Raw genomic sequence first — 15,164 nt, 5'->3', positions numbered from 1 at the left:
TCCTAAGCCCAGATTTTATCCGAGGACAAGCGCGATGGACTTTAGCATAAAAGCCTGTGATTGGAGCAAAGGCTCGACCCAAGGGTTCCTGACGGGAAAATCAGATTGCATCGTGATCGGCGTGTTCGAGTCGCAAACCTTGTCCGGTGCGGCGCTGGAAATCGACACGGCCACCAAGGGCCTCTTGACCCGCATCATCAAGGCGGGCGATATGGACGGCAAGAACGGCAGCACGCTGTTCCTGCATGAAGTGTCCGGCATCGGCGCATCGCGCGTGCTGCTGGTCGGCCTCGGCAAACAGGATGCGTTCACGCAGAAGGCCTACGGCGACGCGCTGCGCGCCGCATGGCGTGCGATTCTCGGCACGAAGATCGTGCAGGTCACGTTCACGCTGGCCCAGGCGCCGATCAAGGAGCGCACGTCGGACTGGGCGGTGCGCGCGGCCATCCTCGCCTTGCGCGAACTGACCTACCGCTTCACGCAGATGAAGAGCAAGCCCGATACCACGGCGCGCGCGTTGAAGCGCATCGTCTTCACGGTCGACCCGGTCGACGAGAAGCTCGCGAAGCTCGCCGCGAAGCAGGGCGCGGCGCTCGCGAACGGCATGGACCTGACGCGCGACCTCGGCAATCTGCCGGGCAACGTCTGCACGCCGACCTATCTGGCGAACACCGCGAAGAAGCTTGCGAAGGACTGGAAACTGAAGGTCGAAGTGCTGGGCCAGAAGCAGATGGAAGCGCTGAAGATGGGCTCACTGCTGTCGGTCGCGAAAGGCTCGGTCGAGCCGCCGCACTTCATCGTGCTGCAGTACCACGGCGGCCCGGCGAAGGCCGCGCCGGTCGTGCTGGTCGGCAAGGGCATCACGTTCGACACCGGCGGCATTTCGCTGAAGCCCGGCGACGCGATGGACGAGATGAAGTACGACATGTGCGGCGCGGGCTCGGTGCTCGGCACGCTGCGCGCGGTCGCGGAAATGGGCCTGAAGCTGAACGTGGTCGGCATTATCCCGACCTGCGAGAACATGCCGTCGGGCACGGCGACGAAGCCGGGCGACGTCGTCACGAGCATGTCGGGCACGACCATCGAGATCCTGAATACGGACGCAGAAGGGCGCCTGATTCTCGCCGATGCGCTGACCTACGCGGAGCGTTTCAAGCCGGCCGCCGTGATCGATATCGCGACGCTGACGGGCGCGTGCATCATCGCGCTCGGCCATCACAACACGGGCCTCTTCGCGCGCGACGACGCGCTTGCCGGCGAATTGCTCGACGCGGCGAAGGAAGCGGCGGACCCCGCATGGCGCATGCCGCTCGACGACGAGTATCAGGACCTGCTGAAGTCGAATTTCGCCGATGTCGCGAATATCGGCGGGCGTCCGGCCGGCAGCGTGACGGCCGCGTGCTTCCTCGCGCGCTTCACCGAAGCGTATCCGTGGGCGCACCTCGATATCGCCGGCACCGCGTGGAAGAGCGGCGCGGCGAAGGGCGCGACGGGCCGTCCGGTGCCGCTGCTCTCGCAGTTCCTGATCGATCGCGCTGCACAATAACACCGCAGGCATGACGCGCATCGATTTCCATTCGAACGTCGGCGATTCGCTGCTGTACGCGTGCCGCCTTGTGCGCAAGGCGTATCAGGCCGGCCAGCCGCTCGTCGTGCTGGCCGAGCCGCCGCGCTTGCGGGCGTTCGACGAGCAGCTGTGGACCTTCTCGCCGCTCGATTTCGTGCCGCACTGCATGGCAGGCGCGGCGATGACGGCCGATACGCCGGTCGTGCTGGCCGCGAATCTCGACGACGTGCCGCATCACCAGATCCTGCTGAATCTCGGTGCCGCGGTGCCCGCGCAGTTCGCGCGCTTCGAGCGGCTGCTCGAAGTGGTCGGCAATGCACCCGACGAACTCGCGGCGGGGCGCGAACGCTACCGGTTCTACCGCGATCGCGGCTATGCGCTGAATAACTACAAGCAGGGCGGCTAGCCGGCGGCCGGTACCGGTCGGCGATTAGCGGTCGGCGATTAGCGGTCAGTGGGCAATCGGCAAGCAGCGGGTCCGCAAGTTGCGTCCTCGCGAGACGGGCGGAACTTGCATGCCGATCCCTAGTCCTGAATAACAGGCCAGTTGTGGTCTTCATCCCGCCAGGCCTGGTTCTGGCTCATCGGTTCGTCCGACTTATTGACGGAGTGCACCCATGTCCCATTCGAACGAGTCATCCTCTCCCGATGACATCCCCATCCTCAGCGAAGTGATTGTGCAGGGTGACCCCGCGCAGGGGCGTGATGTGCCTGAGCTCGTCGACATATTGCCGGACGAGCCCGCGTCAGTCCCGCCGCCGGCCGCGGAGCGCGATGCGCCGCCGCATGCCGCGACGGAACCGGCTGCCGCGAAGTCTCACGCGCATGCTAAACGGCAGACTCACGCGCATGCAAAACGGCAGAGTCACACGAAGTCCGCAGCATCGGATCAGACAACTCCGGAGGTAACCGCGCCGGCAACCGCGCCCGCGCCCACCGCGCCTGCGACACCGGACTACGACGCGAACCTGCTCGCCGAACGGCTGCGCGGCCGCTTCGCAAGCTTCCTGACCGGAGAAGGGCGCACGCTGATCGAAGCGCGCTGCCGCGACGCGATACAGGAGCACAACACGTGGCTCGTTGGCCAGGTCACGCGCGAAGTGGCGATGCTGCTGGAAACGGAAGTGTCAGTCTGGATTCGCGAGGCGATTCGCGAAGAGTTGAAGCAGCGCGGCGAAGCGTAAGCGGTAAGCCGTAAGCGGTCAGCGCGCGCCCACGTATCCCACGCGCAAGCGTCTGCACTGCGCAGCGACCCTCGCTCGAACTACTTGAGCGTCAGGATCCAGCTCGCCAGCTGCGCCGCTTCGTCGGGCGTGACCTGCGTATTGGCCGGCATCGGCACGGTGCCCCAGACGCCGGCGCTGCCTTCGAGAATCTTGCGCGCGAGGTACTGGCGCGCATCGCTGCGCGTCGAATAGCGTTCGGCGATATCGTCGAGTGAAGGCCCGAGAACGCGCCGCTTGACCGCATGGCAGCTCAGGCAGTTTTCCTGCTGCGCGAGCACGAGGCCCGCGGGCGCTTCCGCGAGCGCCGCGGCAGGTCGCATCAATACGAAAGCCAGTGCGCCTGCCAACCCCATTGCCGCATACGACTTCGATTTCATGCTGGTCTCCGCCGGTGACGGTGCGCGGCCTGTTGCGCGCGCACATGTGCGTATCGTTTTGCTCGTACCGGGTGGCCGCATTATAAAAGGAAAGGGGCACCCGGAATCTCTCCGGTGTGCCCCTTAGTCTTCACTTCAGGCGGATTGTGCAGGCTACGTGCTGAGCCTCGGGTTCAGCCCTGGGTTTAGCCCGTCACCGCGCCCTTGTTCGCCGGCTGGACGAGCGCCGCGAACTTCGCGAGCACGCCGCGCGTGTAACGCGGCTTCGGCTGCTTCCATGCGGCACGGCGGCGCTGCAGTTCGGCGTCGTCGATGTTCAGCTGCAGCAGCAGCTTGTGCGCGTCGATCGTGATCGAGTCGCCTTCCTGCACGAGCGCGATCGCGCCGCCGACGAACGCTTCCGGCGCGACGTGGCCGACCACCATGCCCCACGTGCCGCCGGAGAAGCGGCCGTCGGTGATGAGCCCGACCGATTCACCGAGACCCTTGCCGATAATCGCCGAAGTAGGCGCGAGCATTTCGGGCATGCCCGGACCGCCTTGCGGGCCGAGGTAGCGCAGCACGACCACGTCGCCGGCCTTGATCTTGTCGGCGAGAATCGCGTCCATCGCGCTTTGCTCATCGTCGAACACGCGCGCCGGGCCCGTGATGACGGGATTCTTCAGGCCCGTGATCTTCGCGACCGCGCCGTGTTCCGCGAGGTTGCCCTTCAGGATCGCCAGGTGACCTTGCTTGTAGAGCGCCTTGTCGACGGGGAAAATCACGTCCTGGTCGGCGCGCGGCTTCGACGGCACGTCCTTCAGCTCTTCAGCGAGCGTGCGGCCCGTAATGGTGATGCAGTCGCCGTGCAGCAGGCCCGCGTCGAGCAGGATCTTCAGCACTTGCGGGATGCCGCCGGCCTGATGCAGATCGGTCGCGACATACTTGCCCGACGGCTTCAGATCGCAAATAACCGGCACGCGCTGGCGGATCCGCTCGAAGTCTTCGATGGTCCATTCCACTTCGGCCGCGTGCGCGATCGCGAGATAGTGCAGCACCGCGTTGGTCGAACCGCCGGTCGCCATGATCAACGACACCGCGTTCTCGATCGACTTCTTCGTGATGATGTCGCGCGGCTTGATGTCCTTCTTGACCGCTTCGACGAGCACGCGCGCCGATTCGGCGGCCGAGTCGACCTTTTCCTGGTCCGGGTTCGCCATCGTCGACGAGTACATCAGCGACATGCCGAGCGCCTCGAACGACGAACTCATCGTGTTGGCCGTGTACATGCCGCCGCACGAGCCGGTGGTCGGGCACGAGTTCTGTTCGATGCCTTCGAAATCTTCCTCGGACATGCGGCCCGCGGTGAATTCGCCGACGGCCTCGAACGACGAGACGATCGTCAGCGCCTGGCCCTTCCAGTTGCCCGGCTTGATCGTGCCGCCGTACACGTAAATGCCCGGCACGTTCGAACGCGCGAGGCCGATCATGCCGCCCGGCATGTTCTTGTCGCAGCCGCCGACCACCACGACGCCGTCCATCCACTGACCTTGCACGCAGGTCTCGATACAGTCCGCGATCACCTCACGCGAGACGAGCGAGTACTTCATGCCTTCGGTGCCCATCGACATACCGTCGGAAATGGTCGGCGTGCCGAAAATCTGCGGGTTCGCGTCGGCGCCCTTGACCGCGGCGACGGCCGCGTCCGCCAGACGCTGCAGGCCGGCGTTGCACGGCGTGATCGTCGAGTGGCCATTGGCGACGCCGATCATCGGCTTGTCGAAGTCATCCTTCTTGTAGCCGATGGCGTAATACATCGAACGGTTCGGCGAGCGGGCGACGCCTTGCGTGATGTTCTTCGAACGACGGTTGTACGACATGGGGAGCTCCATCCGGTTTGTTGTGTGCGGCGCGCCGGCAGGTGCGCGGTCACAGGTGAAGGCAGGTGAATCGGGCGTCAATGCAGTGTAGGCCGGGCGCGTCGCGCAAGAATGCAGTTTCCACGAAAGAATGTCCAATATATTATTGATGGCTTATTAGGTCGTAAAATATATTAATTAAGGTGCCCATGTCCGTCCCGGCCATTCCCGATTTGCGCCAGCTGCGCTATTTCGTCGCTGTCGCCGAAGAGAAGCATTTCGGCCGCGCGGCGGTGCGCCTGTCGATGACGCAGCCGCCGCTGTCGCAGGCGATCCGCGCGCTCGAGGAAACGCTCGGCGTCGAGCTGTTCGCGCGCACCAAGCGCTCGGTCGAACTGACGCCGGTCGGCGCCGATCTGCTGCCCGAGGTACGGCGGCTGCTCGCGAGCGCCGAGGCGCTGCGGCCGCTTGCGCAAAGTCTGGCGCGCGGCGAATCGGGCGGGCTGTCGCTGTCGTTTGTATCCACGGCGGATTACGGTTTGCTGCCGCCGCTGCTGCGCGATTTCGGGGTGCGTCATCCGCGCGTGCGGCTGCAACTGGCCGAGGCGACGAGCGACGTGCAGTTCGAGGAGCTCGTCGCGGGCCATATCGACGCGGGCCTTGTCATCGGGCCGCTGCCGCCGCGTTACGCGACGCAGTTGTCGTGGCTGTCGATTGCGCGCGAGCCGCTCGTGATCGCGATGTCCGCGCAGCGGGCCGTGCGGATTGAAGCGGGGATCGAGGCGGGCAGTGAGGCGGGTAGTGAAGCGCGCAGTGAGGCTGGCAGTGAGGCCAGTGAGGCAGGTAGTGAGGCAGCCAGTGAGCCAGGCAGCGAAGGCGACGCACCCGAACCCGGCGAGCAGGCCATCGACACCACAGCCGTCCCCGAATGGCGCGACACGCCAATCAGCCTGCGCGATGCCGCCGACGCGCCGCTTGTCATCTTCCCGCGGCGTTTGGCGCCGAGCTTTTATGACATCATTATGGATTGCTACGGCGTCGCCGGTCTCACGCCGCGTATCGGCCAGGAGGCGATCCAGATGCAGACGATCGTCAGCCTCGTGTCCGCGGGCATGGGCGTCGCACTGGTGCCGCAATCGTTGCGTAATCTGCGGCGCACCGGTGTCGTCTACCGGCCGTTGACTGAAGCGGTGCCCGCCATCGAAACGGGGCTCGTATGGCGCACGCAGGCGGTCAGCCCGGTGCTTGCCGGCTTTATCGAGATCGCGCGCGCGCATGCCCGGCATCTCCGAAACTTCGGCTCGCAATCCGAATCTGTCAGAACTGAACTCCGATAATCACACGATGCTCATTCACCCGAATTTCGATCCCGTCGCCATTCATCTCGGTCCGCTCGCCGTGCGCTGGTACGGGCTCATGTATCTTGTCGCGTTTATCGCGGCGATCGTGATCGGCCGCTTGCGGCTGCGCCTGCCGCATGTCGCCGCACAAGGCTGGACCGCGAAAGACATCGACGACATGCTGTTCTACGGCGTGCTCGGCACGATTCTCGGCGGCCGGCTCGGCTATGTGCTGTTCTACAAGGCGAGCTTCTACTTCGCGCATCCGCTCGAGATCTTCAAGGTGTGGGAAGGCGGGATGTCGTTTCACGGCGGCTTTCTCGGCGTCGTGATCGCGATGACGATCTTCGGCTGGCAGCGCAACCGCACCTGGCTGCAGGTCACGGATTTCGTCGCGCCGCTGGTGCCGACCGGTCTTGCGGCCGGGCGCCTCGGCAACTTTATCAACGGCGAATTGTGGGGGCGCGTGACCGATCCGAAGTCGCCGTGGGCGATGTTGTTCCCGGGCGCCGCACCCGACGACGCCGCGTGGCTCACATCGCATCCGGCGCAAGCCGCGCAATGGCATCTGAACGAGGTGTTCGCGCAATACCATCTGTTGCCGCGGCATCCGTCCGAGCTTTATGAAATCGCGCTCGAAGGCGTCGCGCTGTTTTTCGTGCTGATTCTGTTTTCGCGCAAGGCGCGGCCGGTGGGCGCGGTGTCGGCCGTGTTTCTGATCGGCTATGGGCTCGCGCGCTTTATCGTCGAGTTCGCGCGCGAGCCGGACGACTTCCTCGGCTTGCTCGCGTTTGGATTGTCGATGGGGCAGTGGCTGTCGCTGCCGATGATCATTGCCGGCATCGCGATGCTCGTGTGGTCGTATCGACGCGCCGGCCGGCAGGCACAGCAAGCGGTGAATGCGAGTTGAGGTTGCCCGCACGGGCGAGCGCGTGGCGCTGATTGCGGTCGCGCATGCGGCTCGTCACGCTCGCAGCTCGAGCGTCGCAGCGCCATCATGAAATAACGCCACGGCATGCCGTGGCGTTTCAGCTTCTACGGGACGCTTCGTGACGTGTGTGAGGTTTAAACGTCAGGCAAGCGTCACGACGCGTTCACCGGTCACTTCATCTGGACCGACCCCGATACATTGACCGACACGGTCGACGTGCCGCCTTCGAGCGGCACCGGCGCCGCCATCTTCGCATCGGCGGACATCCCGCGCGCGCTCATCATCATGACGGGCCGCGGCGGGATCGGGCCGCCATGTCCGACATTGACTTCGCGAATCGTATAGCCGCTATAGCCGAACGCCTGGGCCGACGACGAAGCCTGCTTGCGGAATGACTCGATCGCCTCGCCGGTCAGCTTCTGCTCGGCGGCGCGCTGCGCTTCGGGCGACAACGAGAACTGCACATTGCCGACCTGCATCGCGGGCGCCATCTGTCCGGCGAGCTTCGACGCGGCGGCGAAATCGTGCGATTCGAGAACGACCTCGGTGCGTCCGCGCCATGCGGAGATGCGGCCGTCGCGATCGGTGGACGGGAAGATCGAGAACGAGCCGGTACGCGCGGTGACGCCCGACACGCCCTTCGCCTTCTGCAAGGCGGCGTCCGCGCGCTGGTTCAGCGTCGTGGTCAAGGTCGACGGGTCGCTGGCTTCCTGCTCGTAGAACAGCGTGATATCGACGACGTCTTGCGGCACTTCGGCGCTCGCCTGCGCATTGAGCGACAGCACGCCCGATGGCTGATAAGGCGCGATGGTTTGCGCGTGCACCGCGCCGGTTTGCAGCGCAATAAAGAGAGGGACCGCACAGCGTCCGGCAACGGCCCATGCGAGCCTGGTTTTTGTGGTCATTGATTTCGACTCCTTGGTTAGGCGAGGGCGCAAGCACGAACGCGCACGTGCATGCCGATGCGGCGATGCGATTCAATGCATGCGCATGCGAGCTTGCAAGACCCTTGCGATCCCGTTAGGCGGTAACCTTGCTGATCTGGTTCCCGAACCGATCACACTGCGGGCTTTGCGAGCTGCTTCGTGATGAATTTCCACTCCGCGTCGGTGACCGGCGTAATGGACAATCGATTGCCCCTGGCAAGCACGCGCATGTCGGCGAGCGCTTCATGTTCGCGCAACGCGGCTAACGGAATCAGCTCAAGTTTTTTCTTGAACACGACATCGACGAGCATCCAGCGCGGCGTTTCCTGCGACGACTTCGCGTCGTAGTACGGGCTCTTCGGATCGAACTGCGTGGGGTCGGGGTAGGGCGTCGACGAAACCTCCGCGAGTCCCGCGATGCCGGGCTCGGGGCAGCTCGAGTGATAGAACAGCACGCCGTCGCCGATCTGCATGATGTCGCGCATGAAGTTGCGCGCCTGATAATTGCGCACGCCGGTCCACGGCAAGGTGCGCTTCGCCGCGTTGGCGAGATCGTCGATGCTTGCTTCGTCCGGTTCGGACTTCATCAGCCAGTAGCGCATGTGTCGTATGAGTCCAATGAGCAATCCAGCGACTGACTCAAAAAGCGAGCCACCAATGAAAAACGGCACCGGACGATTGTCCGATGCCGTTTGAGATAGGTCCCCGCCATAGCCGCTAGGCCGGCATCCTGAACCGGAGGTTCAGAATTGGTCGCAGTTAGCAGCACTTCGGGTACATCAGACAGAGTGACGCGCACGCCCGTGCTACAAATTTCCGCAACCGTGCACATGGCATTGGTTCAAGGAATATATGACCTTGGCGAACCAGGCAGGGAAGCTTAAACCGGTGAAGCTTAAAGATGCTTGGTGATCACTGCAATGCACACTGCAACGCGCACGGTAGTCAGCACCTTAATGAGCACTGTACTGCTCGATGACTGTATCGAGCTGCTCATTCATCTGCGCCATTGTACGCCGGATTTCCTCGGCGGGAAAAGATTCTCCGTGGCGAACACTGGTTTGCAACTGAAGCAGTTCCGATGCCAGCGAAAGCGCCGCCATAACCGCGATACGGTCCTGACCGCGCACATTGCTGTTCGCGCGAATCTTCGACATTTCGGCGTCGACGCGTGCGACCGCTTCAAGCAGTTCGGCCTCGGTTTCCGGCGAACAGGCAAGACGATACACCTGGCCGAGAATCGACACTTCGATCTGCTTTGTGCTCATGCGTTTTCTCCGTGGCGGGTCACATCGCTGTGCTCGGTTGCGTGCTCATCGTGATGCTCGGGGTTGAGCAGGTCGAGCTGGTTATCGGGCTCGGCATGAGCACGCGCACGCGGCAGTTTTTCGAGGATCGCGTTAAGGCGCACCTGCGCGTCGTCGATCTTGGCCGACAGCGTATCGCGTTCGGCTTGCAACGCATTGCGTTCTTCGCGAAGCTGTTCGAGCTCGGCGCGCGTGGCGTCGCATTCGGCGTGAGCCGCTGCGAGCTGCGCTTCGAGTGAGACGCGTGCTTCCTGATGCCGCTGGCTGATCTGAATCAGGCGGCCGATGTTCTTTGACAGGGTTTCGAGTTCGGTGAGCATGGGGCTGCGTCCTCTAGAGACCCCGCATTTTAGCGCGGAATGCACGACGTTCGGGCATTTGTCTCGTTTCGAGACGTAACAGCAGCGCTTCCTGCGGGTTTTGCTCGCATGGCGAGTCGTCGATGCGGCGCTCGCGATGCATAAAACACTCAACGTATACGCGTTTTTTGCGTGAAGCAATGTTCTATGGGACTGAGGATTGGACTGCGCACGGCGCGTGCCGCGCGGGTCGCCGCGTGCCCGCCTGTCGACCTGGGCGGCGCGAGGCGAGCCACAGATCGCGAGACGATGCGCGCCGAATCCATTCGTCCTGCCGATTTATCGCATGCGCTTCGCAAGCGCGTATGCATGTCGTACGCACGCGCGTCGTCGCGATATTCCGGCTCGCGCGGCGCAAACCGTTACTATCTCGGCTACGGGCAGCGCCAGGGGCCACGCGGGTGGAAGGCGACTGCAAGCCGTGCCGGTGAATCGCAGCAGGTTGGCTCGCAGCTCGATCCGCTTGCGAGCACCCCTATGCAGAACCCGTTCGACAATGACGATGAACTCGCCCTCCCGTCTCACCCTCGCCAGCGCATCGGCCCACCGTGACTGATCTCGCTCAAACAAACCGCTCAGCGCAGAAGGTTGCGCACGCAATGACCGCGCGCCGTGCCGCCGCGATCTGGGCCATGCTCGCGGCGCTCGCGCTCGTTATCCTCGTCGCTTCGCTTGCGCTCGGCAGCGTCTCGATCTCGCCTGCGCGCGTGCTAGCCGCGCTCGTGCCTTCGCATACGTCCGCGTCTGGCGGGCCGGCCGACCTTGCCGGCGAAATCGTCCGCGCGCTGCGGCTGCCGCGCGCGCTGGCCGGCTTCGCATGCGGCGCATTGCTCGCGCTCGCGGGCGCGCTGCTGCAGGTGCTGCTGCGCAATCCGCTCGCCGAGCCGTATGTGCTCGGCGTATCGGGCGGCGCCGCGACCTTCGCGCTGTTCGCGATGATGGCCGGCTGCGCGTGGTGGGTCGTCGATGCGAGCGCCTGCGCGGGCGCCTTCGCGTCGATCCTCTTCGTGCTCGGGCTTGCGCGCGGCGAGCTATGGCGCGGCGAACCGCAGGACACCTCGCCGCGACTGCTGCTGACGGGCGCCGTGATCGCTGCCGGCTGGGGCGCGGTCATCACGCTGCTGTTGACCGTCGCGCCCGAAAGCCGTCTGCGCGGCATGCTGTTCTGGCTGACCGGTGACCTGAACGGCGTCACGCTGCCGTGGGCCGCGCTCGCGGCCGCCGTGCTCGCGATGGCCGTCATCGTGCCGGTCGCGCCGCAACTGAATGTGCTGTTGCGCGGCGATGCGGCGGCGCGCGCGCTCGGCGTGCCGGTCGTGCGGCTGCGCCTGCGCGTGTACCTCGTCGCGTCGCTTGCGACCGCGGCAGCTGTGACGACCGGCGGCACGATCGGCTTCGTCGGACTCGTCGTGCCGCATATGCTGCGGCTCGCGTTCGGCAACGACCAGCGGATGCTGCTGCCCGCGGCCGCGCTCGGCGGCGGCGCGGCGGTAATGGGCGCGGACCTCGTCGCACGCACGGTGATCGCGCCGGCGCAATTGCCGGTCGGCGTGATGACGGCGCTTGCGGGCGTTCCCGTGTTCCTGTGGATGCTGTTGCACAGGCGGCGATGATGGAGTCGCTTTCGAACGAAGCATCGGTCGCCACACTCAGTGCGCAACGCCTGACCTTGCGGGCGGGCGCACGCACGCTTGTCGAGGACTTCACACATACGTTCTATCCGGGCGAGATCTGGTGCATCGCCGGGCCGAACGGCGCGGGCAAGACGACGCTGATCGCGACGCTCGCGGGCCTTGCGCGCCCCACTGCGGGACACGTGGAGCTCGATGGCGCGCATGTGGCCGACTGGTCGCCCGCGCGTCTCGCGCAACGCCGCGCGCTGATGCCGCAAAGCGTGCACGACGCATTTAGCGCGAGCGTGCTCGACGTCGTGCTGCTGAACCGTTTTCCGCATCTGACAGGCTGGGGCTGGGAACGCGCCGACGATCGCGCAGCCGCGCAGGCGGCGCTCGCGCGGCTCGGTCTCGCCGACTTCGCGCGGCGCGACGTGCTGTCGCTTTCGGGGGGCGAGCGCCAGCGCGTGGCGCTTGCCGCCGTGCTGTGTCAGGATGCGCCGCTGCTGCTGCTCGACGAGCCGCTTGCGCATCTCGATCTGCATCATCAGATCGACTGTCTCGAAGCGCTCGCGGCATGGACGCAAGCAGAGCGCGGCGAGACGGACGCGGAGAAGCACACCGAGAAGCACACCGAGACGCGCAGCGAGAAGCACACCGAGCGCGGCCGCAAGAAGCGTCACGATAACGGCGCGCCGCCACGCACGATCCTGTTTTCATGCCACGATCTCAATCTCGCGCGGCGCTTCGCGACGCATGCATTGCTGCTCGACGGCCGCGGCAGAATTGACGCTGGCCCCGCGCGCGACGTGCTGACGCCGGAACTCGCAAGCCGCGCGTTTGGCTATCCGCTCACGCTGATTCGCGACGGCGACCACGAAGCGCTGGTTCCCGCGTTGCGGCCCTACACTGGAGCCCGTGCTCACTCGCCCTCATCGCCGTCATCGCGCGACCGCAACACACCGAATTCCTATTGACGACTCACTCGATTCCACCCATGACACACGCGTATTCCTTGCCGGCCGTCGAACCGCTCGATCAAACGATGCGTGCCGAACTGCAGCACATCATCGATACGAAGACGAAGCCGCCCGGCAGCCTTGGCGAGCTCGAAGCACTCGCGCTGCAAATGGGTCTGATCCAGCGCACGACGCGTCCGCGCATCGAACGTCCGGTGATGATCGTGTTCGCCGCGGACCACGGCATTGCGGCCGCGGGCGTGAGCCCGTATCCGCAGGAAGTGACTGCGCAGATGGTGCTGAATTTTCTTGCGGGCGGCGCGGCAATCAATGCGCTGAGCGGCGTCGCGGGCGTGACGCTCGAAGTCGTGAACGCGGGCGTGGCGACGCCGCTTCCGTCCGCGGCGCAACTCGTCGATATTCCGGTCGGACGCGGCACGCGCAACTTCGCGCACGAGCCGGCGATGACGCGCGACGAAGCGCTTGCCGCGATGCAAGCGGGCGCGGCGCGCGTGCGGCATCACGCGTCGCTCGGCACGAACGTGATCGGCTTCGGTGAAATGGGGATCGCGAACACCTCGGCCGCCGCGTGCCTGATGAGCCGTCTGTGCGCGTTGCCGATCGACATGTGCGTCGGGCGCGGCACGGGGCTCGACGACGCGGGCCTCGCAAAAAAGCGCGACGTGCTCGCGGCGGCGCTCGAACGTCATACGAACGCGACCGAACCGCTCGATGTGCTCGCGACCTTCGGCGGTTTTGAGATCGCAATGATGGCGGGCGCTTATGTCGCGGCGGCGCAGGCGCGCATGACGATACTCGTCGACGGTTTTATCGCGAGCGCCGCGCTGCTCGTCGCGCTCGCGTTGGCGCCGGCCGTGCGCGAATACTGCGTGTTCGCGCATGCATCGAACGAAACGGGACATCGGCGCATGCTCGAACATCTGGGCGCACAGCCGTTGCTCGCGCTTGATCTGCGCCTCGGCGAAGGGACCGGCGCGGCGCTTGCCGTGCCGCTGCTGCGTGCGGCCGTCGCGTTTATCAACGAGATGGCGAGTTTCGAATCGGCGGGTGTGGCGAATCGCGATGTGTGATCCGTCAACCGTTGGGCGCTTGCGGAGACGATTGCACGAACGGTCGCGTGAGCGGTTGCATGAGCGCGCGCCCGAGTGGACGCACGAACGTACGCATAAATGTATGCATGAACGTACGCACAACGGGACGCATGAATGTACGTATAAGCGCTCGCGCAGCGTGCACACGCGCACGCGTGCCGAATTGTACGAAGGTGCGCGACGATGAATCCGCTCGCTGAACTACGCTATTTCTTCACCGCGCTCGGTTACTTCACGCGCGTGCCCGTGCCGCGCTGGGTCGGCTACGAGCCCCACTATCTGAATGGCGCGGCGCGCTACTTTCCGCTCGTCGGCGTGATCGTCGGTGCGATTGGCGCGCTCGTTTATCTCGCGGCGTTGCGTTTTTTTCCGCCCGGCATTGCAGTTTTGCTGTCGATGGCCGCGACGCTTTTCGTTACCGGTGCGTTTCACGAGGACGGTCTTGCGGATTGCATCGATGCGTTCGGTGGTGCCTATTCGCGCGAAGATGTATTACGCATCATGCAAGACTCGCGGATCGGCGCTTTCGGCGCGATCGCACTGGTGATTTCACTCGCGCTCAAATGGCAGACGCTTGCGGTATTGCCGCCATTGCGCGCGGCGTGGCTGATGGTCGCCGCCCATGCGGCAAGCCGTGCGTGCGCGATCAGCTATCTCGTCACGCTCGACTACGTGCGCGCTGAAGGTAAGGCAAGGCCGGTCGCGCAGCGGATGACGCACGGCGCGTTCGCGTGCGCACTGATATTGGGCGTGCCATGGCTTTTCTGGCCCGACTGGCGTGGAGGTTGCTTGATCGCAGCGGTGCTGTTGATTCTGCGTATCGGGCTCGGCCGCTATTTCGTGCGGCGCATCGGCGGCTATACCGGCGATTGCCTCGGATTCGCGCAGCAGGTCTTCGAACTGGCTATTTATCTGACGGGGGTCGCATGGATGTGGTCCTGATTCGTCACCCGGCTGTGAATGTCGATGCGGGTATCTGTTACGGCAACAGTGACGTGCCGCTTGCGGCTGGCCCCGAGACATCGGCCGAAGCGCTCGCGGTACGCCTCGCGACCTTGCAGGTGCCTGCGCCGCGCGTCGTGCTGACGAGTCCGCTGACGCGCTGCGCGACCGTTGCCGGCGCGCTCGCGAACAACTTCGGCTGTACTGCGAGCAGCGACGACAGCCTGAAGGAAATGGACTTCGGCACCTGGGAATTGCAGCGCTGGGACGATATCGATCGCGCGCTGATCGATGCATGGGCGGCCGATTTCGAAGGCGCGCGTGTGCACGGCGGCGAGAGCGTCGCGCAATTTGTGGCGCGTGTGCGCACCTGGTTCGACGTGTTCGAGCAGACGCGCGAGCTGAGCCCCGCCTATGTGGTCACGCATGCGGGCGTGATGCGCGTGATCGCGGCGCTGACGTTGGGGCTGACGGTCGACGTGTGTCTGCAATGGGCGCTCGAAGCGGGCGCGGTCGTCTGGTTGAGGCGTAACGACACGACGATGAAGTGGGCGATCGTGCGCTGGAATGCGTGAGTGCCGCCGGCGGTGATTGACGGCCGCTGCGTCGCGTCAGTCGACACAGGGCGCGCATGTCGCCGTGCGTGCTCGCTTGTCCGCGAACTGAT

General features: G+C 64.9%; 17 protein-coding genes and 1 other RNA gene. 11 read left to right on the top strand and 7 right to left on the bottom strand.

The features are described from left to right. Window positions 1–34: 34 nt before the first annotated feature. The 3 genes from KZJ38_RS15625 to KZJ38_RS15615 all read left to right on the top strand — a co-directional run bounded on the left by KZJ38_RS15625 (window position 35) and on the right by KZJ38_RS15615 (window position 2,751). A complete protein-coding gene (locus KZJ38_RS15625) occupies window positions 35–1,546 on the top strand; it encodes a leucyl aminopeptidase (protein ID WP_219796982.1) in 1,512 nt (503 codons plus the stop codon). A 10-nt stretch (window positions 1,547–1,556) separates the two neighbouring features. Then, window positions 1,557–1,973, top strand: a complete 417-nt coding sequence (locus KZJ38_RS15620; protein WP_219796980.1) for a DNA polymerase III subunit chi — start codon at window positions 1,557–1,559, stop codon at window positions 1,971–1,973. A gap of 211 nt (window positions 1,974–2,184) precedes the next feature. Further along, the gene (locus KZJ38_RS15615; protein WP_219796978.1) at window positions 2,185–2,751 is read left to right on the top strand and encodes a DUF2486 family protein; all 567 of its coding nucleotides are present in this window, start codon (window positions 2,185–2,187) and stop codon (window positions 2,749–2,751) included. An 80-nt stretch (window positions 2,752–2,831) separates the two neighbouring features. Here KZJ38_RS15615 and KZJ38_RS15610 read toward each other — a convergent pair whose 3' ends face one another. Further along, window positions 2,832–3,170 carry a c-type cytochrome gene (locus tag KZJ38_RS15610; protein WP_219796976.1) on the bottom strand — a complete coding sequence of 113 codons (339 nt, stop codon included), beginning with the start codon at window positions 3,168–3,170 and terminating at the stop codon, window positions 2,832–2,834. Window positions 3,171–3,355: 185 nt separating this feature from the next. Then, window positions 3,356–5,029: a dihydroxy-acid dehydratase gene (ilvD, locus tag KZJ38_RS15605; RefSeq protein WP_219796974.1), complete on the bottom strand. Its 1,674-nt coding sequence runs from the start codon at window positions 5,027–5,029 to the stop codon at window positions 3,356–3,358. A 188-nt stretch (window positions 5,030–5,217) separates the two neighbouring features. Here ilvD and KZJ38_RS15600 point away from each other — a divergent pair, with 188 nt between their 5' ends. Both KZJ38_RS15600 and lgt read left to right on the top strand, forming a co-directional pair. After that, the gene (locus tag KZJ38_RS15600) at window positions 5,218–6,345 is read left to right on the top strand and encodes a LysR family transcriptional regulator (protein ID WP_219796972.1); all 1,128 of its coding nucleotides are present in this window, start codon (window positions 5,218–5,220) and stop codon (window positions 6,343–6,345) included. Window positions 6,346–6,352: 7 nt separating this feature from the next. Continuing rightward, window positions 6,353–7,258: a prolipoprotein diacylglyceryl transferase gene (gene lgt, locus KZJ38_RS15595; RefSeq protein WP_219800367.1), complete on the top strand. Its 906-nt coding sequence runs from the start codon at window positions 6,353–6,355 to the stop codon at window positions 7,256–7,258. Between the two features lie 191 nt (window positions 7,259–7,449). Here lgt and KZJ38_RS15590 read toward each other — a convergent pair whose 3' ends face one another. The 5 genes from KZJ38_RS15590 to KZJ38_RS15570 form a co-directional block, all read right to left on the bottom strand. After that, window positions 7,450–8,184 carry an SIMPL domain-containing protein gene (locus KZJ38_RS15590; protein ID WP_219796971.1) on the bottom strand — a complete coding sequence of 245 codons (735 nt, stop codon included), beginning with the start codon at window positions 8,182–8,184 and terminating at the stop codon, window positions 7,450–7,452. A 152-nt stretch (window positions 8,185–8,336) separates the two neighbouring features. Further along, complete coding sequence (locus KZJ38_RS15585) at window positions 8,337–8,807, bottom strand: EVE domain-containing protein (protein ID WP_219796969.1); 471 nt, start codon at window positions 8,805–8,807, stop codon at window positions 8,337–8,339. Between the two features lie 96 nt (window positions 8,808–8,903). Then, a non-coding RNA gene (gene ssrS, locus KZJ38_RS15580) (6S RNA) lies at window positions 8,904–9,085 on the bottom strand. A 73-nt stretch (window positions 9,086–9,158) separates the two neighbouring features. Then, window positions 9,159–9,473 (bottom strand): cell division protein ZapA, encoded by a 315-nt coding sequence (locus tag KZJ38_RS15575; RefSeq protein ID WP_219796967.1) that lies wholly within the window; start codon window positions 9,471–9,473, stop codon window positions 9,159–9,161. Further along, entirely contained in the window at window positions 9,470–9,832 is a 363-nt protein-coding gene (locus KZJ38_RS15570) for an ATPase (RefSeq protein WP_219796965.1), read from the bottom strand. The genes KZJ38_RS15575 and KZJ38_RS15570 overlap by 4 nt, the downstream gene beginning before the upstream one ends. A 186-nt stretch (window positions 9,833–10,018) precedes the next feature. Between KZJ38_RS15570 and KZJ38_RS15565 the strand changes: the two genes are divergently transcribed. From KZJ38_RS15565 to cobC, 6 genes are all read left to right on the top strand, one after another. Then, window positions 10,019–10,423, top strand: coding sequence for a hypothetical protein (locus KZJ38_RS15565; protein WP_219796963.1), 405 nt, complete (start codon window positions 10,019–10,021; stop codon window positions 10,421–10,423). A 47-nt stretch (window positions 10,424–10,470) separates the two neighbouring features. Next, on the top strand, window positions 10,471–11,484 hold the full coding sequence (locus tag KZJ38_RS15560) for a FecCD family ABC transporter permease (protein WP_219796961.1): 1,014 nt from the start codon (window positions 10,471–10,473) through the stop codon (window positions 11,482–11,484). Further along, window positions 11,484–12,461 (top strand): ABC transporter ATP-binding protein, encoded by a 978-nt coding sequence (locus KZJ38_RS15555; protein ID WP_219800366.1) that lies wholly within the window; start codon window positions 11,484–11,486, stop codon window positions 12,459–12,461. The genes KZJ38_RS15560 and KZJ38_RS15555 overlap by 1 nt, the downstream gene beginning before the upstream one ends. A 20-nt stretch (window positions 12,462–12,481) precedes the next feature. Then, complete coding sequence (gene cobT, locus KZJ38_RS15550; RefSeq protein WP_219796960.1) at window positions 12,482–13,534, top strand: nicotinate-nucleotide--dimethylbenzimidazole phosphoribosyltransferase; 1,053 nt, start codon at window positions 12,482–12,484, stop codon at window positions 13,532–13,534. Between the two features lie 204 nt (window positions 13,535–13,738). Beyond that, complete coding sequence (locus KZJ38_RS15545) at window positions 13,739–14,497, top strand: adenosylcobinamide-GDP ribazoletransferase (protein ID WP_219796958.1); 759 nt, start codon at window positions 13,739–13,741, stop codon at window positions 14,495–14,497. Continuing rightward, window positions 14,482–15,072, top strand: a complete 591-nt coding sequence (gene cobC / locus KZJ38_RS15540) for an alpha-ribazole phosphatase (protein ID WP_219796956.1) — start codon at window positions 14,482–14,484, stop codon at window positions 15,070–15,072. The genes KZJ38_RS15545 and cobC overlap by 16 nt, the downstream gene beginning before the upstream one ends. Window positions 15,073–15,164 lie beyond the last annotated feature (92 nt).

It is taken from the genome of Paraburkholderia edwinii (assembly GCF_019428685.1).
Taxonomy (GTDB): Bacteria; Pseudomonadota; Gammaproteobacteria; order Burkholderiales; family Burkholderiaceae; genus Paraburkholderia; species Paraburkholderia edwinii.
Note: the sequence above shows the minus strand (reverse complement) of the source record. Positions and strands in the feature narration are given on the sequence as shown.

Excerpts from the sequence above, each read along its gene's own strand:
- cobT (WP_219796960.1), top strand. The coding sequence starts at position 12,482 with ATGACACACGCGTATTCCTTGCCGGCCGTCGAACCGCTCGATCAAACG.
- KZJ38_RS15565 (WP_219796963.1), top strand. The coding sequence starts at position 10,019 with ATGGGACTGAGGATTGGACTGCGCACGGCGCGTGCCGCGCGGGTCGCC.
- KZJ38_RS15620 (WP_219796980.1), top strand. The coding sequence starts at position 1,557 with ATGACGCGCATCGATTTCCATTCGAACGTCGGCGATTCGCTGCTGTAC.
- ilvD (WP_219796974.1), bottom strand. The coding sequence starts at position 5,029 with ATGTCGTACAACCGTCGTTCGAAGAACATCACGCAAGGCGTCGCCCGC.
- lgt (WP_219800367.1), top strand. The coding sequence starts at position 6,353 with ATGCTCATTCACCCGAATTTCGATCCCGTCGCCATTCATCTCGGTCCG.
- KZJ38_RS15625 (WP_219796982.1), top strand. The coding sequence starts at position 35 with ATGGACTTTAGCATAAAAGCCTGTGATTGGAGCAAAGGCTCGACCCAA.
- cobC (WP_219796956.1), top strand. The coding sequence starts at position 14,482 with ATGGATGTGGTCCTGATTCGTCACCCGGCTGTGAATGTCGATGCGGGT.
- KZJ38_RS15590 (WP_219796971.1), bottom strand. The coding sequence starts at position 8,184 with ATGACCACAAAAACCAGGCTCGCATGGGCCGTTGCCGGACGCTGTGCG.
- KZJ38_RS15600 (WP_219796972.1), top strand. The coding sequence starts at position 5,218 with ATGTCCGTCCCGGCCATTCCCGATTTGCGCCAGCTGCGCTATTTCGTC.
- KZJ38_RS15585 (WP_219796969.1), bottom strand. The coding sequence starts at position 8,807 with ATGCGCTACTGGCTGATGAAGTCCGAACCGGACGAAGCAAGCATCGAC.
- KZJ38_RS15545 (WP_219796958.1), top strand. The coding sequence starts at position 13,739 with ATGAATCCGCTCGCTGAACTACGCTATTTCTTCACCGCGCTCGGTTAC.
- KZJ38_RS15555 (WP_219800366.1), top strand. The coding sequence starts at position 11,484 with ATGGAGTCGCTTTCGAACGAAGCATCGGTCGCCACACTCAGTGCGCAA.
- KZJ38_RS15615 (WP_219796978.1), top strand. The coding sequence starts at position 2,185 with ATGTCCCATTCGAACGAGTCATCCTCTCCCGATGACATCCCCATCCTC.
- KZJ38_RS15570 (WP_219796965.1), bottom strand. The coding sequence starts at position 9,832 with ATGCTCACCGAACTCGAAACCCTGTCAAAGAACATCGGCCGCCTGATT.
- KZJ38_RS15610 (WP_219796976.1), bottom strand. The coding sequence starts at position 3,170 with ATGAAATCGAAGTCGTATGCGGCAATGGGGTTGGCAGGCGCACTGGCT.
- KZJ38_RS15575 (WP_219796967.1), bottom strand. The coding sequence starts at position 9,473 with ATGAGCACAAAGCAGATCGAAGTGTCGATTCTCGGCCAGGTGTATCGT.
- KZJ38_RS15560 (WP_219796961.1), top strand. The coding sequence starts at position 10,471 with ATGACCGCGCGCCGTGCCGCCGCGATCTGGGCCATGCTCGCGGCGCTC.